General features: G+C 48.4%; 18 protein-coding genes. 14 read left to right on the top strand and 4 right to left on the bottom strand.

From position 1 onward, the window contains the following. The first annotated feature begins 9 nt into the window (after positions 1–9). The 7 genes from murD (at position 10) to ftsZ (ending at position 8934) form a co-directional block, all read left to right on the top strand. The gene (gene murD / locus KUA49_RS15415) at positions 10–1347 is read left to right on the top strand and encodes a UDP-N-acetylmuramoyl-L-alanine--D-glutamate ligase (protein WP_203049217.1); all 1338 of its coding nucleotides are present in this window, start codon (positions 10–12) and stop codon (positions 1345–1347) included. Positions 1348–1418: 71 nt separating this feature from the next. Beyond that, positions 1419–2696 carry an FtsW/RodA/SpoVE family cell cycle protein gene (locus KUA49_RS15410; RefSeq protein ID WP_218412161.1) on the top strand — a complete coding sequence of 426 codons (1278 nt, stop codon included), beginning with the start codon at positions 1419–1421 and terminating at the stop codon, positions 2694–2696. 103 nt (positions 2697–2799) lie between these two features. Beyond that, entirely contained in the window at positions 2800–3906 is a 1107-nt protein-coding gene (gene murG / locus KUA49_RS15405) for an undecaprenyldiphospho-muramoylpentapeptide beta-N-acetylglucosaminyltransferase (protein ID WP_203041202.1), read from the top strand. Beyond that, positions 3906–5282, top strand: coding sequence for a UDP-N-acetylmuramate--L-alanine ligase (murC, locus tag KUA49_RS15400; protein ID WP_218412162.1), 1377 nt, complete (start codon positions 3906–3908; stop codon positions 5280–5282). The genes murG and murC overlap by 1 nt, the downstream gene beginning before the upstream one ends. After that, a complete protein-coding gene (locus KUA49_RS15395; protein ID WP_203049214.1) occupies positions 5283–6077 on the top strand; it encodes a cell division protein FtsQ in 795 nt (264 codons plus the stop codon). 43 nt (positions 6078–6120) lie between these two features. After that, the gene (ftsA, locus tag KUA49_RS15390; RefSeq protein ID WP_218412163.1) at positions 6121–7566 is read left to right on the top strand and encodes a cell division protein FtsA; all 1446 of its coding nucleotides are present in this window, start codon (positions 6121–6123) and stop codon (positions 7564–7566) included. A gap of 30 nt (positions 7567–7596) precedes the next feature. Continuing rightward, positions 7597–8934 carry a cell division protein FtsZ gene (ftsZ, locus tag KUA49_RS15385; protein WP_203041198.1) on the top strand — a complete coding sequence of 446 codons (1338 nt, stop codon included), beginning with the start codon at positions 7597–7599 and terminating at the stop codon, positions 8932–8934. Positions 8935–8990: 56 nt separating this feature from the next. On the opposite strand, the gene recO is transcribed toward ftsZ, so the two are convergent. Beyond that, positions 8991–9716, bottom strand: coding sequence for a DNA repair protein RecO (recO, locus tag KUA49_RS15380; protein WP_218412164.1), 726 nt, complete (start codon positions 9714–9716; stop codon positions 8991–8993). A gap of 233 nt (positions 9717–9949) precedes the next feature. Here recO and rpsT point away from each other — a divergent pair, with 233 nt between their 5' ends. From rpsT to KUA49_RS15360, 4 genes are all read left to right on the top strand, one after another. Next, the gene (rpsT, locus tag KUA49_RS15375) at positions 9950–10204 is read left to right on the top strand and encodes a 30S ribosomal protein S20 (RefSeq protein ID WP_203041196.1); all 255 of its coding nucleotides are present in this window, start codon (positions 9950–9952) and stop codon (positions 10202–10204) included. 261 nt (positions 10205–10465) lie between these two features. Next, positions 10466–12436: a DNA topoisomerase (ATP-hydrolyzing) subunit B gene (gene gyrB / locus KUA49_RS15370; protein WP_203041195.1), complete on the top strand. Its 1971-nt coding sequence runs from the start codon at positions 10466–10468 to the stop codon at positions 12434–12436. 120 nt (positions 12437–12556) lie between these two features. Continuing rightward, a complete protein-coding gene (locus KUA49_RS15365) occupies positions 12557–14932 on the top strand; it encodes a glycosyl hydrolase family 95 catalytic domain-containing protein (RefSeq protein WP_218412165.1) in 2376 nt (791 codons plus the stop codon). Positions 14933–14983: 51 nt separating this feature from the next. Continuing rightward, positions 14984–15925: a hypothetical protein gene (locus tag KUA49_RS15360; protein WP_218412166.1), complete on the top strand. Its 942-nt coding sequence runs from the start codon at positions 14984–14986 to the stop codon at positions 15923–15925. A 31-nt stretch (positions 15926–15956) separates the two neighbouring features. Here KUA49_RS15360 and KUA49_RS15355 read toward each other — a convergent pair whose 3' ends face one another. From KUA49_RS15355 to gpmI, 3 genes are read right to left on the bottom strand one after another with little or no spacing between them, the layout of a single operon-like run. Continuing rightward, on the bottom strand, positions 15957–16592 hold the full coding sequence (locus tag KUA49_RS15355; protein WP_218412167.1) for a DUF3109 family protein: 636 nt from the start codon (positions 16590–16592) through the stop codon (positions 15957–15959). A 37-nt stretch (positions 16593–16629) separates the two neighbouring features. Beyond that, positions 16630–17295: a uracil-DNA glycosylase gene (locus KUA49_RS15350; RefSeq protein ID WP_218412168.1), complete on the bottom strand. Its 666-nt coding sequence runs from the start codon at positions 17293–17295 to the stop codon at positions 16630–16632. A gap of 57 nt (positions 17296–17352) precedes the next feature. Then, entirely contained in the window at positions 17353–18870 is a 1518-nt protein-coding gene (gene gpmI, locus KUA49_RS15345; protein ID WP_218412169.1) for a 2,3-bisphosphoglycerate-independent phosphoglycerate mutase, read from the bottom strand. Positions 18871–19095: 225 nt separating this feature from the next. Between gpmI and KUA49_RS15340 the strand changes: the two genes are divergently transcribed. From KUA49_RS15340 to KUA49_RS15330, 3 genes are read left to right on the top strand one after another with little or no spacing between them, the layout of a single operon-like run. After that, positions 19096–19434, top strand: coding sequence for a helix-turn-helix domain-containing protein (locus tag KUA49_RS15340; protein WP_117587082.1), 339 nt, complete (start codon positions 19096–19098; stop codon positions 19432–19434). After that, positions 19431–20594 (top strand): type II toxin-antitoxin system HipA family toxin, encoded by a 1164-nt coding sequence (locus tag KUA49_RS15335; protein ID WP_218412170.1) that lies wholly within the window; start codon positions 19431–19433, stop codon positions 20592–20594. Before KUA49_RS15340 ends, KUA49_RS15335 begins: the two co-directional genes overlap by 4 nt. A 10-nt stretch (positions 20595–20604) precedes the next feature. Beyond that, entirely contained in the window at positions 20605–22233 is a 1629-nt protein-coding gene (locus KUA49_RS15330) for a hypothetical protein (protein WP_218412171.1), read from the top strand. Positions 22234–22235: the final 2 nt, after the last annotated feature.

The raw sequence follows: 22235 nt of genomic DNA, 5'->3' as shown, positions 1-22235 counted from the left end.
AATAAGACAATGAGCAAAATTGTAATTTTAGGAGCCGGCGAGAGCGGCGCAGGTGCTGCCGTGCTGGCTAAGAAAGAGGGATTCGAGGTCTTCGTATCAGACATGTCGAAGATCAAGGATAACTACAAGAAGTTGATGGATGACCACAACATTGAATGGGAAGAGGGTCACCACACAGAAGAGAAGATCTTAGACGCCGACGAAGTCATCAAGAGCCCGGGCATCCCTAAGGAGGCACCTATGGTTCAGAAACTGATGGCGAAGGGCACTCCTATCATCAGCGAAATAGAGTTTGCAGGCCGCTATACCGACGCCAAGATGATCTGCATCACGGGCAGCAACGGCAAGACTACCACCACCTCGCTGATTTACCACATCATCAAGTCGGCTGGCTACGATGTAGGTCTGGCGGGCAACATCGGAAAGAGCCTGGCGCTGCAGGTGGCTGAGACTCCTCATAAGTACTACGTCATCGAGCTGAGCAGTTTCCAGCTCGACAACATGTATGAGTTCCGTGCCAACGTGGCTATCCTGCTCAACATCACCCCTGATCATCTGGACCGCTATGAGTTCAAGATGCAGAACTATACCGATGCCAAGATGCGCATCACCCAGAACCAGACAGAGGAAGACAGCTTCATCTTCTGGAACGACGACCCTATCGTGAAGAAGGAACTGGAGAAGTATGACCTCAAGTCACACCTCTGCCCATTCTCTGAATTCAACGAAGAAGGATGCGTGGGCTTCATCGAGGACGGCAAGTACAAGCTCAACTTCCCATCAGCCTTCGAGATGCCACAGGCAGACATGAGCCTGCGCGGCAAGCACAATATCTACAACAGTCTGGCTGCCGGACTTGCCTGCAACATCGTGGGCATCGACCACGAGACCCTGCACAAGGGGCTGAGCGATTTTCCTGGCGTAGAACACCGTCTGGAGAAGGTGGGCAAGTTCAAGGGCGTTTACTATGTGAACGACTCAAAGGCTACCAACGTGGATGCCTGCTGGTATGCGCTGGAAAGCATGACCACTCCTACCATCCTCATCATCGGAGGTAAGGACAAGGGCAACGACTACAACCAGATCAAGGACCTGGTGAAGGAGAAATGCGCAGGTATCGTATATCTGGGAGCCGACAATCAGAAGTTGCACGACAACTTCGATGCCCTGGACATCCCTGTGCGCGACACCCACAGCATGAAAGACTGCGTGGCAGCCTGCCAGGAACTGGCTAAGCCAGGCTACACCGTATTGCTGAGCCCATGCTGCGCCAGCTTCGACCTGTTTAAGAACATGGAAGACAGAGGAGAGCAGTTTAAGGCATTGGCAAGAGCCATCGGAGAATAAAAAAACGAGGAGTTAAGGAACCAGGCATCCCTGACCTTAACTCCTTCACTTTCAAAATAGATAGAAAAGAAATGAACAATAAAACCATAGGCAACATATTCAAGGGAGACAAGGTAATCTGGATGGTTTTCTTCTTTCTCTGCATGATCAGTATCGTGGAGGTGTATTCCGCTTCCAGCTCCCTGTCGTACAAGAGCGGCAACTTCATGGCTCCTGTACTCCGACACATTGGCCTGCTGGGAATGGGCTTGATTACCATGATATGTATGCTCAAGGTTAAGTGCAAGTACTTCAAGATAGTAACTCCTTTCGTCTTGCTCCCGTCGCTCGGACTGCTCGTCTGGGTGCTGGTAGCCGGACAGTCTACCAACGGTGCATCCCGATGGATCAACTTCATCGGCATCCAGTTTCAGCCATCCGAGATAGCCAAGGGAGCGGTGGTGCTGGCTGTGGCACAGATCCTGAGTGCCATGCAGACACCCAACGGTGCCGACCGTAGAGCATTCAAATACGTTCTGACGGCTTGCAGCATGTTTGTTTTCCTCATCTGTCTGGAAAACCTGTCAACCGCCATGCTTCTGTGTATCACCATCTTATGCATGATGATCATAGGCAGGGTACCGATGAGCCAGATAGGCAAGCTGGTGGGTACAGCCCTGATAGGCATCTGCCTTATCTTTGCCGCCGTCATGATAGTAGGTCAGGACAAGGGAGAAACGGCGCAGAAACCGGAAAATACCTTGACGGAAAACGTGAACGAGGAGAAAGAGGCACCGGGAAAAATAGAGAAGATGTTCCACCGCGCCGACACCTGGAAGGCACGTATCGACAAGTTTCTGAATTCCAAGCCAGTGGCACCGGAAGACGTAGACCTTGACAAGGATGCCCAGGTGGCACATGCCAACATCGCCATCGCCTCATCCAACATCGTAGGAAAGGGTCCGGGCAACTCCGTGGAGCGCGACTTCCTGTCGCAGGCATTCTCCGACTTCATCTATGCCATCATCATCGAAGAGATGGGCATCTGGGGAGCCGTGTTCGTAGCCATGCTCTACATCATCCTGCTGTTCAGAGCCGGCAAGATAGCCAACCGCTGCGAGAACACCTTCCCGGCGTTCCTCTGCATGGGCCTTGCCATCATGCTCGTGGTGCAGGCATTGTTCAACATGGCAGTGGCTGTGGGCCTGGCTCCGGTGACCGGTCAGCCGCTTCCGCTCATCAGCCGAGGCGGTACTTCCACCATCATCAACTGTCTCTATCTAGGAATCATATTAAGCATCAGTAGAACAGCAAAAAAGAAAGATTTGCCTCAAAATGAAGCAAATATTGACAAATTTGCTGCTGCATAACAAAAGACTATCTAAAATTAGGTAAAAAATGCCATTAAATGGATTTTTTTGCTTACCTTTGCGTTGGATTTATTGACCCTATGGGTCAGAAACAAGAATGGACATGGACAATGAATTAAGAATCATCATAAGTGGAGGCGGTACAGGCGGTCATATATTCCCTGCCGTATCCATCGCAAACGCCATCAAGGCCAAGCGCCCTGATGCCAAGATTTTGTTTGTAGGAGCACTCGGCAGAATGGAAATGCAGCGTGTCCCTGCAGCAGGTTATGAAATCAAAGGATTGCCTATCTGCGGTTTTGACAGAAAGCACCTGCTCAAGAACATCGCCGTGCTCTTCAAGATCTGGAAGAGCCAGCACATGGCAAAGAGCATCATCAGGAATTTCAAGCCGATGGCGGCTGTAGGCGTGGGCGGATATGCCAGCGGACCTACTCTCAACGTTTGCGCCAGCAAAGGTATTCCATGCCTCATCCAGGAACAGAACTCATACGCAGGTGTGACCAACAAGCTCCTGGCAAAGAAGGCAGAAAAGATATGCGTGGCTTACGAAGGAATGGAACGTTTCTTCCCAGCCGACAAGATTATCATGACGGGAAACCCAGTGCGACAGAACGTGCTGGAGACTACCATCACCAAGGAAGAGGCAAGAAAGCAGTTTGGACTCGACCCTGAAAAGAAAACCATCCTGCTCGTGGGCGGAAGCCTCGGAGCAAGAACCATCAACGAGAGCGTGCTGCAGCACCTGGACCTGGTGAAGGAAAGCGGCGTGCAGTTTATCTGGCAGACAGGTAAGTACTACAACGCAGCCATCATGGAGCAGATGAAAGGCAAGGAATTGCCAATGCTCAAGGTTACCGACTTCATCAGCGACATGGGTGCAGCCTACAAGGCAGCCGACCTGGTTATCAGCCGTGCCGGTGCCAGCAGCATCAGCGAGTTCTGCCTCATCGGCAAGCCAGTAATCCTGGTTCCTAGCCCTAACGTGGCAGAAGACCACCAGACCAAGAACGCCATGGCACTGGTGAACAAGGACGCAGCCATCTACGTGAAGGATGCCGAGGCACCAGAGGTATTGCTGAAAAAGGCAGTAGATACAGTGAAGGACGAAGCCAAGCTCGCCTCACTCTGTGAGAACATCAAGAAATTAGGTTTAAAGAACTCTGCCGACGTCATCGCCGACGAAGTCATCAAATTAGCAACAAAGTAATGGAAATCAAAGATATCAAAGCTGTTTATTTTGTAGGTGCCGGCGGTATCGGCATGAGCGCCATCGCCAGATACTTCCTCAGCAAGAAGTTGGTAGTAGCAGGATACGACAAGACTCCTTCCAAGCTCACCCATGAGCTGGAGAAAGAGGGCATGCTCATCCACTACGAGGAGAACATAGACCTCATCCCTGAGGCCTGCAAGGATGCCAAGAGCACCCTGGTGATTTACACACCAGCTATCCCAGCAGAGCACAAGGAGCTGGTTTTCTTCCATGAAAACGGCTTCACCATCGAGAAGCGTGCTCAGGTACTGGGCACACTGACCCGTACACACAAGGGCTTGTGCGTAGCCGGCACACACGGCAAGACTTCAACATCTACCATGTGCGCCCACATCATGCACCAGAGCCATGTAGATTGCAATGCCTTCCTGGGTGGTATTTCCAAGAATTACGGCACCAACTACATCCTCTCTGACAAGAGCGACTACGTAGTAATCGAGGCAGATGAGTTCGACCGCAGCTTCCACTGGTTGCGTCCATGGATGAGCGTCATCACATCTACCGACCCAGACCACCTCGACATCTACGGCACCAAGGAGGCTTATCTGGAAAGCTTCCGCCACTACACAGAATTGATCCAGCCGGGCGGTGCCCTCATCATCCACAAAGACCTGGAGATGAAGCAGCACGTGCAGGACGGCGTCAAGATATACGAATACAGCCAGGACGAAGGCGACTTCCACGCAGAGAACATCAAGATAGAGAATGGCGGAATCACATTCGACTTCATCTCTCCTATCGAGAACGTGACAGGCGTAGAACTCGGACAGCCTGTGCCAATCAACATCACCAACGGTGTGGCTGCAATGGCAATGGCACAGTTGAATGGCTGCACAGCCGATGAGCTGCGCAACGGAATGAAGACATACGGAGGCGTGGACCGCCGCTTCGACTTCAAGATCAAGAACGACAAGCTCGTATTCCTCTCCGACTACGCTCATCACCCAAAAGAGATTTACCAGAGTGCGAAGAGCATTCGTGAGCTGTACAAAGATCGCAAGATTACTGCCATCTTCCAGCCACACCTCTATACCCGCACCCGTGACTTCTACAAGGACTTTGCCAACAGCTTGAGTCTTCTCGATGAAGTCATCCTCTGCGACATCTATCCAGCCCGTGAGCAGCCTATCCCAGGTGTAACATCCAAGCTCATCTACGACAACCTGAAGCCAGGCGTAGAGAAGAGCATGATACACAAGGAAGACGTACTCGACCTGGTGAAGAACCGAGACTTCGACGTACTCGTCATCCTGGGAGCCGGCGACCTGGACAACTATGTTCCTCAAATAACAGAAATATTAGAAAAGAAGTAAATGCATATCAATTGGCAGAAAACCATCATCATCACCCTAGACGTGGCATTGGCCACCTACCTGGGTTTCGCTTTCACCAAGTTTAACAAACCTGATGAAAAGAACCTGGTGTGCACCAAGGTGAACATCAACATACAGGATGAGATGACCAATGGCTTTCTGAATGCAAAGGAAATCAAGAAGAGACTGGAGATGAAGAAGCTCTACCCCCTGGAGAAGCCACTCAGCCAAGTGAACTCCAGGATGATAGAGGAGGCACTGAAAACCAGTCCCTTCGTGAAGACCGCAGAATGCTACAAGACCCAGGAAGGTCTGGTAGATATCTATCTCACCCAGCGCATGCCAATTGTTAGAATCAAGAGCATCAACAACGAGGACTACTATGTAGATGATCATTATCAGATTATGCCGAACACCAACTATACGAGCGACATCATCATCGCCACGGGCAACATCAACAAATGGTACGCTCAGAAGTATATCTCACTGGTGAGCAAGACTCTGATGACGAACAATCTTTGGAGAAATCAGATTGAGCAGATCAACGTACTGCCCAACAGGGGCATCGAACTAGTTCCCCGGGTAGGAAACCACATTATATATATAGGTAACCTGCCCGAGAGTAACATCATCAGCAAAAGAGAAAAGGACGTAGAAGCGTTCATCAACAAAAAGATGGACCGATTGGAGAAATTCTACAAATATGGACTATCTCAGGCTGGCTGGAACAAATACTCATACATCAATATCGAGTTTGACAACCAGATTATTTGCAAAAAGCATCATAACAGCTAATTTAAGGTTAAATAGAAACAGAAAAAGATAATATATAAGGACTATGCCAAAGGAATTTATTGTAGCTATCGAGCTTGGCTCATCTAAGATGACAGGTATAGCAGGTCAGAAGAATTTGGACGGCAGCATCACCGTACTTGCTGTCGTTCAGGAGAATTCATCTTCTTGCATCAGAAAGGGTGTTATCTATAACATCGACAAGACGGGGCAGTGCCTCATCAGCATCATCAAGAAGTTGAAGAATATTCTCCAGCAAGACATCACCCAGGTATACGTGGGTGTAGGCGGCAGATCTATCAGAAGTCTGAAAAACGTCATCGTGAAGGATCTGCCTGGAGCTTCCATCATCTCGCAAGACATGATCAACGAGCTCATGGACATCAACCGCAACATGACGTATCCAGACCAGGAGATTCTGGATGCAGCAACCCAGGAATACAAGATAGACAACCAGTATCAGATAGACCCTGTAGGCATACAGTGCAACCATCTGGAGGGTATCTTCCTGAACATACTCTGGCGCAAGAACTTCTACAACAACATCAACACTTGCTTCGAAAACGCCAATATCTCTATTGCAGAGATGTACTTGGCTCCTTTGGCTATGGCAGACAGTGTCCTTACTGACTCTGAGAAGCGTGCAGGATGTATGCTCGTAGATCTGGGTGCTGATACAACGACCGTATCCGTATATTATAAAGGTATATTGCGCCATCTCTCTGTCATTCCATTGGGCGGCAACAACATCACCAAGGATCTGACTTGCCTGCAGCTTGAGGAAGCTGACGCAGAGAAGATGAAACTGAAATACGCCAAGGCATACACCGACATCGCCAATATGGACCAGGCACTTCTCTATCCTGTAGATAAGGACAGAAGCGTGGAGAGCAAGAAGTTCATCGAAATCGTAGAGGCTCGCGTTGAGGAAATCGTGGAGAATGCCTGGTTCCAGGTTCCTGCGGAATTCTCAGACAAGCTGATGGGCGGCATCATATTGACCGGTGGTGGCAGCAACATGCCGGAAATCGACAAGGTATTCAAGAACCATACGCATATTGACAAGGTGCGCATTGCCAAGTTCGTTACCCAGACCATCAATTCGAAGGACCAGAAGATCAACAGCCGCAACGGTATGATGAACACTATCCTGGGACTCCTGGCCAAGGGCGACATGAACTGTGCCGGCAACGAATTCGGACAGGATCTCTTCGACAATCTCGACAACCACACTTCTACCGTTGATACCCACAGAACTACACGCAACCCTAACGACACCACAGGTTTGGGCGTAGTTCAGACAGAGGAAATCAAGAAGAAGGCAGAGGAAGAGGCTCGCCGCAAGAAGGAACAGGAGGAAGAGGAAGCAAGACGCCTGGCTGAGATTGAAGCCGAGGAAGAAGCCAAGCGCAGAAAGGAGAACAGCCTCGTCCACAAGTTTATGAGAGGATTCAAGAAATTCGTCAAGGATACCATCTCAGAGGAAGAATAAGAAAGAATAACATTTTAGAATTATACTATTATGCTAGATAACGGAAATACTCCACATATTCTGGACTTTGGAGAGCCAGAAAAAGAAAACAGCATCATCAAGGTGATTGGTGTGGGTGGTGGTGGCGGTAACGCCGTAAACCACATGTATCGTGAGGGCATCCACGACGTAAGCTTCGTATTGTGCAACACGGACAATCAGGCACTCAACGATTCTCCTGTACCTGTCCATCTGCAGTTGGGTAAGGAAGGATTGGGAGCTGGCAACAAGCCTGCCAAGGCACGCCAGGCAGCCGAGGAAACCCTGGAAGAAATCAAGCACATGCTCAACGACGGAACCAAGATGGCTTTCATCACCGCAGGTATGGGTGGTGGTACCGGTACAGGTGCTGCCCCTGTCATTGCCCGCGTGAGCAAGGAGCTGGGCATCCTGACCGTAGGTATCGTTACCATCCCATTCCGCTTCGAAGGTCCAAAGAAGATAGACCAGGCGCTGGATGGCGTTGAGGAAATGTCAAAGCACGTTGATGCCCTGCTGGTTATCAACAACGAGCGACTTCGACAGATTTATCCAGACCTCGCCGTGCTCGATGCATTCGGCAAGGCGGATGATACCCTGAGCGTAGCTGCCAAGAGTATCGCAGAAATCATCACCGTTCACGGACTCATCAACCTCGACTTCAACGACGTGAAGACCGTATTGAAGGATGGTGGTGTTGCCATCATGAGTACAGGATACGGTGAGGGCGAAGGTCGTGTGAAGAAGGCCATCGAAGATGCCTTGAATTCACCATTGCTCAACGACAACGACGTATTCAACTCTAAGAAGATTCTGCTGAGCATCGCATTCGCCAGCGAGAAGAAGGACAACCCTGGTTTGACCATGGATGAGATGAACGACGTGAACGACTTCATGGAGAAATTCGGCGAGGACTTCGAGCTGAAGTGGGGACTTGCCATCGACCCAGAGCTGGGCAGCCGAGTAAAGGTAACCGTACTGGCTACCGGTTTCGGACTCGAAGACGTGGAGGGTATGAACCGCCACATCAAGAAGCATACAGAGGAGGAAGCCCGCCGCATGGCAGAAGAGGAAGAGACAAGAGCCGAGCGCCAGAACCGAAGAGAGCGCTACTATGGTTCAGACGGCAACTCTACGCAGTATAAGCGTCATCCACACATCTTCCTGTTCCGCCCTGAGGATCTGGACAACGAGGATGTAATCCTGCAGGTAGAGAATACTCCTACCTACAAGCGTACACGCCAGACTCTGGAAGACATCCGCAACCTGGCTTCAGGCAATGTGGAAGTGGAAGAGGCTAAGAAAAAAGACGATAACGACTCTATTCAGGGAGTTATCAGTTTCGCCTAACTGCCCCACCGCATGAAGCCTTCCCTCATCCCCTCGCCACGAGGAAAGGGGAAAGACTAGGCAAAGAGTTCCTTCAGAACAGAAAAGCTTTTCAATTCCGGGAATCCCGGAACATGAATCTTATAATATTGCAATATCACCTCTATACAGCGGTTCCGATCCATTCTGGACATTGTATAGAGGTGCATTGTTTCATAGCTCAACCTGAACAGGCTCACCATACGCAGGGAATCCTCCTTATTTAAATAATGTGTATGCGTAGGCACGAAGGAAACAAAGCGACCCTCCTCTAAGTCAAAGTAATCGCCCGTGACTCCACTTTCCAGGTTCGGAGAGAAGCCCAGGAAGAAGGTAAGGCGAACCATGAAGACGATGTGAAAGTTGGCAAAGCCCTCTCTGGCACGGTCGAGCCACAAGACACTTTCCTCTATAAACGAGAACAAAGGCATGTTAGCCTGTTCGTTGCGGGTGGCCCGCCCCAGGAGCTCAGCCAGGAACATCGACATCGCCAACTTAAACGGCGAGAAGGGAATATCCACGAATGGAGAGGAGATGGCAACATCCCTGATTCGTTGCAGACTTGCTTTCGGACGATGGTCAAACTCCAGGTTCAGCAACATCAGGGGCTGGAACAGCTGTCGCTTCATCTTCGACTTGGAAGATTTGGGAATTTTAACCATAAAAGAGAGTCTGCCCAGCTTTTCCGTGAAGAAATCCACGATAAGCTGTGCATCACCATATTTAATCGTTTGCAGCACAATGGCTCTAGTTTTTACTTCCATTTTGTCTATAATTGTTTAAAAACAGGGCAAAATTACAAAAAAACAAGCATTTAGCGAAAATTTTCCCGAAAAAATTTGTGAGATTCGAAAAAAAGTAGTAACTTTGCACCCGCAAATAAGCAATGGTCCCTTCGTCTATCGGTTAGGACGAGAGATTTTCATTCTCTAAAGAGCAGTTCGACTCTGCTAGGGACTACAAACATTATAAAGAATAAAAAAATATAAACATAGAGATGGCAAATCACAAATCATCAATCAAGAGAATCCGTCAGGACAAGAAGAAGGCTTTGCATAACAAGTACTATGCAAAGACTATGCGCAATGCCGTTCGCAAATTGCGCAACATGTCTGACAAGGAGGAGGCTGCAAAGCTCTATCCTACAGTTCAGAAGCTTTTAGACAAGTTGGCTAAGATCAACGTTATTCATGAGAACAAGGCTGCTAACTTGAAGTCTGGTCTTACTCAGCACATCGCAAAGTTGGCCTAACTTATAAGTCAAAGCAAAAGACATAAATAAGGCTGCATTCCTTTCAAGAGGATTGCAGCCTTATTCTTGTTTTCCAAAGTATGTTTTCCTTCCCTATTTTGTTATCGGAAACAGCACGTTTTATCCTCTTTTTTCCCCTATTTCTTCTACATATTTGAAAACTTCACGTTTTCTTGTTTTTTTCGCTATTTTTCACAAAGAAAACCTTCTGAATCTCAGCTTTTTTTAGTATCTTTGCACGGAAATAAGACAATTCTAAAAATGGCAGAAAATCAAAACAACGCAAATAATTACTCTGCGAGTAACATCCAGGTTCTCGAAGGCTTGGAGGCTGTTCGCAAACGTCCGGCGATGTATATTGGTGACATCTCCGAAAAGGGTCTTCACCACTTGGTAAACGAGACCGTCGATAACTCTATCGACGAGGCGATGGCGGGTTACTGTACCGACATCGAGGTAACCATCAACGAAGATAACTCCATCACCGTAGAAGATAATGGTCGTGGTATCCCTGTGGATATGCACGAGAAACTCCATAAATCAGCCCTCGAAGTCGTAATGACCGTGCTCCATGCCGGTGGTAAGTTCGACAAGGGTTCCTACAAAGTATCTGGTGGTTTGCACGGTGTGGGTGTAAGTTGTGTAAACGCACTTTCTACCCACATGTTGTCACAGGTGTTCCGTGGCGGCAAAATCTACCAGCAGGAATATGAGAAGGGTAAGCCTCTCTATCCTGTCAAGGTGGTAGGCGAGACCAACAAGCGCGGTACACGCCAGCAGTTCTGGCCAGACCCAACCATCTTCACCCACACAGTCTATAAGTGGGACATCATCGCCAACCGTATGCGCGAGTTGGCATTCCTCAACGCAGGTATCAAGATTACCTTGAAAGATCTGCGCCCAGACGAGGAAGGCAAGACCAAGGAGCAGGTATTCCATGCCAAGGACGGTTTGAAGGAATTCGTCCGCTACGTGGATCGCCATCGCACTCACCTCTTCGACGACGTCATCTATCTGAAGACAGAGAAGCAGGGTATTCCTATTGAGATTGCCGTGATGTACAACACAGACTATTCAGAGAACATCCACTCATACGTCAACAACATCAACACCATCGAGGGTGGTACTCACCTGACCGGTTTCCGCATGGCGTTGACCCGTACCTTGAAGGCTTACGCAGAAGCCGACCCAACTATCTCTAAGCAGATAGAGAAGGCAAAGGTAGAGATTGCACCAGAAGACTTCCGCGAGGGTCTCACAGCCGTTATCTCTATCAAAGTAGCAGAGCCTCAGTTTGAGGGACAGACCAAGACCAAGCTCGGCAACAGCGAGGTGCAGGGTGCCGTTCAGCAGGCTGTGAACGAGGCTTTGTCTGATTACCTGGAGGAGCATCCAGACGAGGCTAAGCGCATCTGCGAGAAGGTGGTATTGGCTGCAACAGCACGTATCGCTGCCCGCAAAGCACGCGAGAGCGTACAGCGCAAGAACTTCATGACTGGTGGAGGTCTGCCTGGTAAGCTCGCCGACTGCTCTATGAAGGATCCTAAGGAATGCGAAATCTTCCTCGTCGAGGGTGATTCCGCTGGTGGTTCAGCCAAGCAGGGCCGCGACCGTTTCCGCCAGGCTATCCTCCCATTGCGTGGTAAGATTCTGAACGTAGAGAAGGTTCAGTGGCATAAGGTCTTCGAGGCTGAGTCTGTGATGAACATCATCCAGAGTATTGGTGTCCGCTTCGGAGTGGATGGCGAAGACAGCAAGGAGGCAAACACCGACAAGTTGCGCTACGACAAGATTATCATCATGACCGATGCCGACGTCGATGGTTCACACATCGACACCCTGATCATGACTCTCTTCTATCGCTTCATGCCAAAGGTTATTGAGGAAGGTCACTTGTATATCGCAACCCCACCTCTCTACAAGTGTACATACCGCAACAAGGTGAGCGAATACTGCTATACCGAGCAGCAGCGCCAGGCTTTCATCGACAAGTATGGCGACGGCACAGAAGACAAGAATATCCACACCCAGCGATACAAAGGTTTGGGTGAGATGAACCCAGAGCAGCTTTGGGAAACCACCATGGACCCTTCTACACGCTTGCTCAAGCAGGTGACCATTGAGAATGCAGCTCAGGCAGACGAGATCTTCTCTATGCTGATGGGCGACGACGTGGAGCCACGCCGTGAGTTCATCGAGCAGAACGCTACTTACGCCAATATCGACGCTTAAAGTTAACACGAACATATTGGGGGCAGACTCAACAGGAGTCTTCCCCCTTTTTTAGGTTGCTGCCCTCCAAGGAACCGCAACCTCAGGCATCATATTTTAACAACTAACAAAACAGGATTTATGAAGCATCTGCTTTTCACGTTTGCGCTAGCTGCCTCAGGCTTTCTGAGCAATCAGGCGGCAACAGTAAGTAAAGGGCCACTGCCCAACAAGCTGTGGTACAACAAGCCTGCATACGCCTTCGAAGAGTCACTGCCGCTAGGCAATGGCAAACTGGGTGCGCTGGTTTACGGTGGAGCCAACAACGACTCCATCCAGCTCAACGACATCACTCTCTGGACGGGCGTGCCCGTGAATCCCAACGAAGGTGGCGAAGCCTACAAGTGGATTCCGAAAATCAGAGAGGCGCTGTTCAAGGAGGATTACAAGACTGCCGATTCCCTGCAGCACTATGTGCAAGGCCATAACTCGGAGTTCTATCAGCCACTGGGCATGATCAACATCAAAGACTGCAACCAGGGCGAGTTTACGGATTATTACCGCGAACTGAGCCTCGACAATTCCCTGGCTACTGTTCGTTACAGGCGCAACGGCATCCAATACACCAAAGAGTATTTTGCTTCTCATCCCGACAAGATGATTGCCATCAAGCTGAGTGCTTCCCAAAAGCGAGCCATCAACAGCGACATCTCCCTCACCTCCCTCATCCCCCATCAGGTGAAAGCATCCAGAGGACAGCTCACCATGACGGGACACGTTCTCGGGGATGAAGCCAACAGTACGCATTACTGTGCCATGCTTCAGGTAAAGAACACCGACGGAAAGGTGTGGGCAAGCGATTCCGTACTCCATCTGAAGGATGTGAGCGAGGCTATCATCTATCTCATCAACGAAACAAGTTACAACGGCTTCGACAAGCATCCCGTGAAGGAAGGAGCTCCATACATCGAGAACATAGCCGATGATGCCTGGCATCTCGCCAACTTTACATACGATGAATTCAAGCAACGCCACATCGCTGACTACAAGAAGCTCTTTGATAGAGTAAGCTTGAGCCTGAAAGGAGCCAAGTTTGATGCCACCCGCCCTACCGACAGACAGTTGCTCGCCTACAGCGACAACCACGAGAGCAATCTTTATCTGGAACAGCTCTACTTCCAGTATGGCAGATACCTGCTCATCAGCAGCAGTAGAACCAAGGGCGTGCCAGCCAACCTGCAGGGACTCTGGGCACCAGCCCTCTATTCGCCATGGCGCGGCAACTATACCATCAACATCAACCTGGAAGAGAATTACTGGCCGGCAGAAGTTACCAACCTCCCAGAACTGGTTGCCCCAGTAGACGGATTGGTTGAAGGCATGTCGGTGACAGGCCGACACAATGCCCAGCACTTCTATGGCATCGATAAGGGATGGTGCGCCGGACACAATACAGACGCCTGGGCGATGAGCAATCCTGTGGGAACCGGAAACGAGAGCCCACAATGGAGCAACTGGGCGATGGGTGGAGCCTGGCTCGTAGAAGCCCTTTGGGATCACTACGACTATACCCGCGATACAGAATATCTTCGCACCACCGCCTACCCGCTGATGAAGGGTGCAGCCGACTTCCTGCTTGCGTGGCTCATCCCGAACCCACACAACCCCAACGAGCTGATTACTGCCCCTTGCACATCGCCAGAGGCTGACTACATCACCGATAAGGGCTACCGTGGCAGCAGTTTCTATGGTGGAACCGCCGACCTTGCTATCATCCGCGAGCTCTTCAAGAACACCATCAAGGGAGCCAAAGCCCTGGGCATCGACAGCGATTATCAGCAGCAGTTGCAAGCAGCTCTCAATCGTCTGCGTCCTTACCACATTGGCAAGCGAGGCAATCTGCTGGAATGGTATCACGATTGGGACGATCAGGATTGGCATCATCGACACCAGTCGCACCTGCTCGGACTCTATCCGTTCCATCAGATTTCGGTAAACAAGACTCCGGAACTTGCTGCTGCCGCAACCAAGACTCTGGAAATCAAGGGCGATAATTCCACCGGTTGGAGTACAGGCTGGAGAATCAACCTCTGGGCTCGTCTGCACCGTGCCGACAAGGCCTATCAGATATACCGCAAGTTGCTCACCTACGTAAGTCCTGAGGTTTACAAGGATAGCAAGCACCGCAGCGGTGGCACCTACCCTAACCTCTTTGATGCCCATCCACCTTTCCAGATAGATGGCAACTTCGGAGGCACAGCAGGTGTATGCGAGATGCTGATGCAATGCGACGGCGAGACGATGGACTTGCTCCCTGCCCTTCCGCAGGAATGGAAGGCAGGCGAGATGAAAGGTCTGAAAGCCCGTGGCAACTATGGCGTATCGCTTGCCTGGAATAATGGCAAGATGACCCGTGCCAGCATCACCAGCAAGAACGGGGGAAATCTTTCTGTCAACTACAACGGTAAGCAGAAAGTCCTCTCCTTCAAGGCTGGAGAAACAAAGATTATCAAATAACAAGAATCACATCGGTTTTAAGAAACTGGATTAAAAGACAGAAACAAAGCAATGAGATATTTAACGACTCTCATCTTTTCAATACTCTGGGTACTGAGCTCCCATGCACAGGAGTTCGGTACCCATTGGATTTCGTATCCCCTTCCCAGTGACTCTGCCGAAGTATTATTCCGACAGCGTTATCTTCTGGAAGGTCGCCCCCTGCAGGCATCGCTCAGCATTGCCAGCACAGGAAGCTACCGCCTCTATGTAAACGAAAGAAACGTGACCCGAAGCGTGAAGTTTGACGGTATCAAGGATAGCACCTTGCTCAACCGCACCATCGACATCACGAAATATCTGCGAAGCGGCGAAAACGTCATTGCCGTATGGTATTCGCCGGAAGGCAAACCGAGTCACGGCAAACAGCTTTCATTGGAGTTTTACGGATGGAATCAGGACACCACCTCATTCTATCATCAGGCAGACGGAAAATGGTACTGCCGACAGTTGAGAGACTGCACCCATGGCGACATCGAGCGCTTTGACGGAAGAACCAACACGCTGGCATGGAAATCGGAAGAATATGAGCCCTACGGCTGGATTCATCCCACAGGAAGTATGGATTTAGCAGAAAGCGAAGACAAACCAGATGGTCAACCTCGCCAAGAAGACAAAGGATATAAGGAATACAAAGGCTACAAGGTTTTCAAGGCAGAGAACACATTATATAATGTATTGGAACCTGTATGTACGTTTACAGATTCCCTGGGTGGTTACAACATCGACTTCGGTCGCCCTTTCCATGGCACCATCCGCCTCACTCTGCGAGATGCCCACAGAGGCGCCAAGCTGCACATCAATGGTTATCAATACATTTGCAACGGGGAATTGGATGAACAAGCCTTCTTCCGTTTCAAATTTCAGAACAGAAGAATCTATACGATTACCTGGAACGGAAGATTCAAAAAGAGCGATATAGTCCATATTGAAGGATTAGAGATTTCGGAATAAGCCCAAGAGCTTTTCGAAATCTCTTTTTTTATTAATCTTCCAAGTCGGCAAGCAATTGCTCTGCCACTTCGCAAAGCTCACCATACCATTCCTTACCGAACTTCTCAATCAGCGGACCTTCCAGGAACTTATAAACCGGAAGATTCAACTCCTCACCCTTCTTGATGGCATCCTTACAGATGCGCCACTTGTTATAGTTGATGCCATACACCTCGTTGCCGAAATCCTTGGCACGGATAGGGTACAAGGCACAGGAGATTGGCTTCTTGAACTTCGACTTGCCTTCGCGATAAGCACGTTCCAGGGCACAGAGGCAACAATTCGGAATTGTATGTCCATCTCCCAAGTCTTTCAAATCCTGGTAGCAGGTAAACACACAATCCTTACCGTTCACGATGCTCGTTACCAAATCGCCTTCAATATCGGTATAAGCCACACCCTGCTTATCAATGATAGCCTGGGCAGAAGCCGAGAGATCATCCCAAACCACATCGAGCGCATCCTCTATCTCCATGATTTCATCCAGGGTAACAGGAGCTCCCGCATCGCCTTCGATGCAGCACTCACCCTTGCAGGCATCAAGGTCGCAACAGAATTTTTCAGTGATGATATCAGGTGAAACCAACACGTTGCCCACCTGCAGAATACGCAGTTCGTCTTTCTTCATAATGTTTCTTGAGATGAATAAATGTCTTTGAGATAGCCTACCATTGGATAGGCGCAATTCCGTTCTGCTGCAGATACGCATTGCAGCGGGAGAAATGATGATTGCCAAACCATCCGCCACGGTTGGCAGATAATGGCGAAGGATGCACACTTTCCAATATCAGGTGCTTGCTCGTGTCAATGAGTTTTGCCTTGCTCCGGGCATAACCGCCCCAAAGAATAAACACCAGGTGTTCCTTGTCCTTGCTGAGCGCCTGGATAGCAGCATCTGTGAATTGCTCCCAGCCCTTGCGCTGATGGCTCGCTGCCTGATGGGCACGAACGGTAAGGGTGGCGTTGAGCAACAAGACTCCCTGCTTTGCCCAGCGGGTCAAATCGCCCGTGGCTGGCATCGGAGTGCCGAGATCCATCTGAATCTCCTTGAATATATTAATCAATGATGGTGGAAAAGTGATTCCATCTGGCACAGAGAAACTCAACCCCATTGCCTGCCCCGGCTCATGGTATGGATCCTGTCCGATAATCACTACCTTTACATCATCAAAAGGACAGAGATTGAAGGCATTGAAAATCAAACGGCCCGGAGGATAACAGGGCGTACGCAGGTATTCCTCTTTCACGAAGTTTGTGAGGTCAACAAAATACTGCTTGTTGAACTCGTCACCTATATGCTGTCTCCAACTTTCTTCTATCTTTACGTCCATGATGTTTTAAGTTAAAGAAGTCAAGGCTCCAAAAAGCCTTGACTTCCGAAATTATTATTAGTCAATAATCAAGTTCTCACCTGTCATATCAGCTGGCTGCTCCAAGCCCATGATGTGGAGGATAGAAGGAGCAACGTCTGCCAAACGGCCATCCTTAACGGTAGCTGAGTTGTTGTCAGTTACGTAGATGAATGGAACTGGGTTCAAAGAGTGAGCGGTGTTTGGTGTACCGTCCTCGTTGATAGCGTGGTCTGCATTACCGTGGTCAGCGATGATGATAGCCTCATAATCGTTAGCCTTGGCAGCCTCGATAACGTCCTTTACGCAGTTGTCAACAGCATGAACAGCCTTAGCGATAGCGTTGTAGATACCAGTGTGACCTACCATATCACCATTAGCGAAGTTTACAACGATGAAGTCGTACTCCTGAGTGTTGATAGCACCAACCAACTTATCCTTTACCTCGTAAGCGCTCATCTCTGGCTTCAGGTCGTATGTAGCTACCTTTGGAGAAGGAACCAGGATACGGTCCTCGCCCTCGTATGGAGTCTCACGACCACCATTGAAGAAGAATGTTACGTGAGCATACTTCTCTGTCTCTGCAGTGTGGAGCTGCTTCTTGCCCTGAGCGCTCAAGTACTCACCGAGAGTGTTCATTACGTTCTCCTTAGGGAAGAGGATGTGAACACCCTGGAAGCTTGCATCGTATGGAGTCATGCAGTAGTACTGCAAGTCCTTGATGGTGTGCATGCCTTCCTCTGGCATATCCTGCTGAGTCAATACCTGTGTCAACTCCTTGGCACGGTCGTTACGGTAGTTGATGAAGATAACAACATCACCCTCCTGGATAGTACCGTCAACCTTAGAGTTATTGATTGGCTTGATGAACTCGTCAGTTACGTCCTCATCATAGCTCTCCTGCATTGCCTTCACCATATCGTCAGCCTGCTTACCCTTACCCTCAACGAGCAAGTCGTATGCTTCCTTCACACGGTTCCAGCGCTTGTCACGGTCCATAGCATAGAAACGACCTACGATGCTTGCGATGTGTGCATCATTCTTGTCGCAGCAAGCCTGAACCTCCTCGATGAAGCCCTTACCGCTCTTAGGGTCTGTATCACGACCATCCATGAAGCAGTGAACGTATGTCTCCTTCAAACCATATTCCTTACCAATCTCAATCAACTTGAAGAGGTGATCCAAAGAAGAGTGAACACCACCGGTAGAAGTCAAGCCCATCAAGTGGAGCTTCTTACCTGTCTTCTGAGCATAGCTGTAAGCGTTGATGATTTCCTGATTCTTCAAGATGTCACCGCTCTCGCAAGCCTTGTTGATCTTAACGAGGTCCTGATATACCACACGACCAGCACCAATGTTGAGGTGACCTACCTCAGAGTTACCCATCTGACCGTTAGGAAGACCTACGTCCTCGCCACAAGTCTGGAGAGTAGAATGTGCTGAAACTGCTGTCAAATAATCGAGATAAGGAGTTGGAGTCTTGAAGATAACATCACCCTTATCATGCTTACCGATTCCCCATCCGTCGAGAATCATTAAAAGAGCTTTTTTTGCCATAATTACATAAAATAATTTAAAATCGAATTTCTGCCTGCAAAGTTACAACAAAATAGGTGAAGGACAAAATAAATTAAGATAAAAAAACTCCCTTCTTTCAACAAAAAAATATATGGAGACAAGGTTATAAGGGATTTTAACTTTTTTAGTTCATTTTTATTTGGAACATAACATTATTTTTTGTATCTTTGCAACTGATAATATCTTGTTATTATCCCAATGATTATGCAAGAAACGAATAATATATTAGCAATATTAGACAACTACCTCCACGACAATCCTGATGAGATTGCAAAGGAGATGGCAAACGACTTCAGAAAACGAAGAATAGAGAAGAATCTGACACGTGAGCAAGTGGCAGACAAGTCAGGCGTTGCCGTCAGCAACATCACCAGATTCGAACAAAAGGGCCTCATCTCCCTCAAAAATCTGATAGGTATCGCCATAGCTTTGGAATACACCTCAGAAATCAAGAACGTCTTCTCGCAACCCAAGTACTCCACCATGGAGGAGTTGCAACAGATAAAAAGAAACGCTAACAAGAAAAAGGCTTACAGACAATGAAACATATAGAATCTTTAGCCGTGAAATATCACCAGGAGAAAGTCGGCACACTGTCATTGAGTGCCGATGGAAAGGTATGCACCTTCGAGTATGACAATCTGTGGCTGGCATCTGGCTTTAGTATATCTCCGTTGGAATTGCCACTGAAGCCCGGTCTTTTCATTGCCAAAGCCACCCCTTTCAACGGGAACTTTGGCATCTTCGAAGACAGCCTTCCAGATGGATATGGTAGATACCTATTGCATAAAGCCTTGCTAAAAGAGGGCATCAACGACTTTGAGCTATCTGCTCTTGACCGACTGAGCATCGTGGGCAATGGAGGTATGGGCGCATTGACCTACGAACCTACAACTTCTATCCAGACAGGACACGAGATAGAGGACTTTGACCTTTTACAAGCAAAAGCCTTGGAAGTACTGAAGGAGCAACAGGATAATGACGCAGGATTATTATTATATAATAGTGGTAATAGTGGCGGTTGTCGCCCGAAAGCCATTTTCACAAATGAGGATGGTCATTGGTTGGTCAAGTTTCGCCATACCTATGACCCACAAGATATGGGAAAGCAAGAGTATCATTATAATAAGATAGCCAAGCAATGTGGTATCCAAGTACCCGACTTCAAACTGGTAAACAACAAGTATTTTGCCTGCCGTCGCTTCGACATTTCTCCAACAGGCGAACGCATTCACGTAGCCACAGCTGGAGCCTTGCTCAACGTTTCCCTTTCCAACCCCATTCTCGATTATCTCAACCTTTTGGCGCTTACAGGTTATCTTACTCAGAGCCAAGAGGATGTGGAAGAGATGTTCCGCCGTATGGTTTTTAATTACATAATGGACAACAAGGACGATCACTGCAAGAACTTCTCTTTCTTGGTTCAGAAAGAGAGCGATGGCAAATGGCACTGGCATTTAGCTCCTGCCTACGACCTCACCCATTGCACCGAGGGATATAATGGTGAACACGCAACATCTGTAAATGGGACTGGGCATCCGACCGTAGAGGATATGATTGCCGTTGGCGTAAAGAATAAAATGAAGGAAAAGAGATGCCGCGAAATCTACGAAGAGATATCCTTACAGGTTAAGTCTGGTGAGAATATATTGGACTTTTGCAAAAAGATTTCTGAAACAACAAATGTAAAGTTGATAATTTGACGATAACAATATGATTTATACAAGCAAGAAAACCATCATATTTCTGTTCACTATCATGCAGCTAGCCATTCTCTCTAGTTGCATGGACTCAGGATATCGCCTATCCTTCCCTGAGATAGACGACCTTGCCGACGAATACCCAGCACAAGCCAAGGTATTTCTCTCTCGTGCTGACAGCAACGACAACAAAGGCTACTATAAGCTCTTAACAGCCAAGATAGAGTATCAACTCAAAGGTTACATTTATAAAGAAAACTACATAGACGATGCCATCAACATCTTCGTGAACGAAAAGGATGAGCCCCTTCTTGCACGTTCCTTATATTATAAGGGAGCCTCGATACTCAACAACTATCGAGATACCACAAAAGCCATCAAATGGTTCTCACAGGCCATCGCCTACGATAGCAACATGAGAGAAAAGGAGAAGCTGGATATGTACGACATATTGTGTCGCATTACCCACCAAAACATTTACACCGTAGAGTTAGAAGACGAGGCTCGCCAAACCAACAATATCCGCTACCGTGCCTGGGCACTACTCTATCGTGGCATCAACAACCAAGATCAGGAACTTGCCAACCAAGCTTTCGAAGTTGCCAATCAAATCAAAGAGAACAAGGACAGCACCTTGGGTCCCATGTACTATCATTACTTCCAAGCCTTGATGGACAGGGGCAATGTGCCTGATTCCATCTTGATAAGCTATGCAAAGAAAGCGCAAGACAATCACGGGGTAAAATATGACAACAACATCGATTTCTATCGCTTGCTCACAAGAAACAGCGAGGAAACCCATGCCTTCGCCACGCAGCATATCAAAGAAAACTATAGCATAGATCAAGAACGCCTAAATACATGGGGATCCTATTCCTTTGCTTTAGGATATAAGTATTATCTCCCCTTATATTTCCTCTCCCTACAAAAAGGAGATACACTCATGGCAAACCGTGTTGCCCACGAATTACGACAAGAAGCTCCTTTGCTTGTCAAAGACGAAAACTCAGAAAAGGAAAATCAAGTAAAACTGATGTACGAGGGTGGTAACACCCGTTATCGCTATGAAAAGGTTAAGACCTATATATTTGTAGGAATCATCATCGTGCTCATCATTCTCTTGACGATGACTTACCTCTCCATTTCAAGAATCCGAAAGGCTCACCAAACTATTAAAAACTTGCATGAGTCACTGCACCAGTTAAAAGATGTGGAGAACTCTTCGTTATCGGAGCAATGCGAACGATTAAACCACGAAATCACCACCCAGCTTCGCAAACTGAAACGTCGTGACAAGGACATCGAAGAATACAAGGCTCAAATTACCGAGCTCACAGACATCAGCCAAGGCTTGGTATATTATTCGATGACGATACAAAATCAAAACATCAGCCAGATAGGTAAGCAAGGCATCCGACAACTTCTCGCCAGCTTCAAGGTGATAGACGAGAAGTATAGCGAACGATTGGAGAACTACGACTTGAATCCATCACAAAGCCTCTTCTGCATCCTCTACCATATCGGCAAGAGCGATGAGGAAGTGATGCAAATCCTGCAATACTCTCTCTCGAATATCAGGGTAAGAAAGTCGAGAATCAAGAGTGACACTGGAGCAGAGTCGTTCGACGACATCATCAGATAAGC

The organism is Segatella copri (genome assembly GCF_019249655.2).
Lineage (GTDB): Bacteria > Bacteroidota > Bacteroidia > Bacteroidales > Bacteroidaceae > Prevotella.
This window is presented reverse-complemented; position numbering and strand designations above follow the sequence as displayed.

Bases quoted from the DNA above. Each gene is read 5' to 3' on its own strand.
- murD (WP_203049217.1), top strand. From the start codon at position 10: ATGAGCAAAATTGTAATTTTAGGAGCCGGCGAGAGCGGCGCAGGTGCT.
- KUA49_RS15410 (WP_218412161.1), top strand. From the start codon at position 1,419: ATGAACAATAAAACCATAGGCAACATATTCAAGGGAGACAAGGTAATC.
- murG (WP_203041202.1), top strand. From the start codon at position 2,800: ATGGACAATGAATTAAGAATCATCATAAGTGGAGGCGGTACAGGCGGT.
- murC (WP_218412162.1), top strand. From the start codon at position 3,906: ATGGAAATCAAAGATATCAAAGCTGTTTATTTTGTAGGTGCCGGCGGT.
- KUA49_RS15395 (WP_203049214.1), top strand. From the start codon at position 5,283: ATGCATATCAATTGGCAGAAAACCATCATCATCACCCTAGACGTGGCA.
- ftsA (WP_218412163.1), top strand. From the start codon at position 6,121: ATGCCAAAGGAATTTATTGTAGCTATCGAGCTTGGCTCATCTAAGATG.
- ftsZ (WP_203041198.1), top strand. From the start codon at position 7,597: ATGCTAGATAACGGAAATACTCCACATATTCTGGACTTTGGAGAGCCA.
- recO (WP_218412164.1), bottom strand. From the start codon at position 9,716: ATGGAAGTAAAAACTAGAGCCATTGTGCTGCAAACGATTAAATATGGT.
- rpsT (WP_203041196.1), top strand. From the start codon at position 9,950: ATGGCAAATCACAAATCATCAATCAAGAGAATCCGTCAGGACAAGAAG.
- gyrB (WP_203041195.1), top strand. From the start codon at position 10,466: ATGGCAGAAAATCAAAACAACGCAAATAATTACTCTGCGAGTAACATC.
- KUA49_RS15365 (WP_218412165.1), top strand. From the start codon at position 12,557: ATGAAGCATCTGCTTTTCACGTTTGCGCTAGCTGCCTCAGGCTTTCTG.
- KUA49_RS15360 (WP_218412166.1), top strand. From the start codon at position 14,984: ATGAGATATTTAACGACTCTCATCTTTTCAATACTCTGGGTACTGAGC.
- KUA49_RS15355 (WP_218412167.1), bottom strand. From the start codon at position 16,592: ATGAAGAAAGACGAACTGCGTATTCTGCAGGTGGGCAACGTGTTGGTT.
- KUA49_RS15350 (WP_218412168.1), bottom strand. From the start codon at position 17,295: ATGGACGTAAAGATAGAAGAAAGTTGGAGACAGCATATAGGTGACGAG.
- gpmI (WP_218412169.1), bottom strand. From the start codon at position 18,870: ATGGCAAAAAAAGCTCTTTTAATGATTCTCGACGGATGGGGAATCGGT.
- KUA49_RS15340 (WP_117587082.1), top strand. From the start codon at position 19,096: ATGCAAGAAACGAATAATATATTAGCAATATTAGACAACTACCTCCAC.
- KUA49_RS15335 (WP_218412170.1), top strand. From the start codon at position 19,431: ATGAAACATATAGAATCTTTAGCCGTGAAATATCACCAGGAGAAAGTC.
- KUA49_RS15330 (WP_218412171.1), top strand. From the start codon at position 20,605: ATGATTTATACAAGCAAGAAAACCATCATATTTCTGTTCACTATCATG.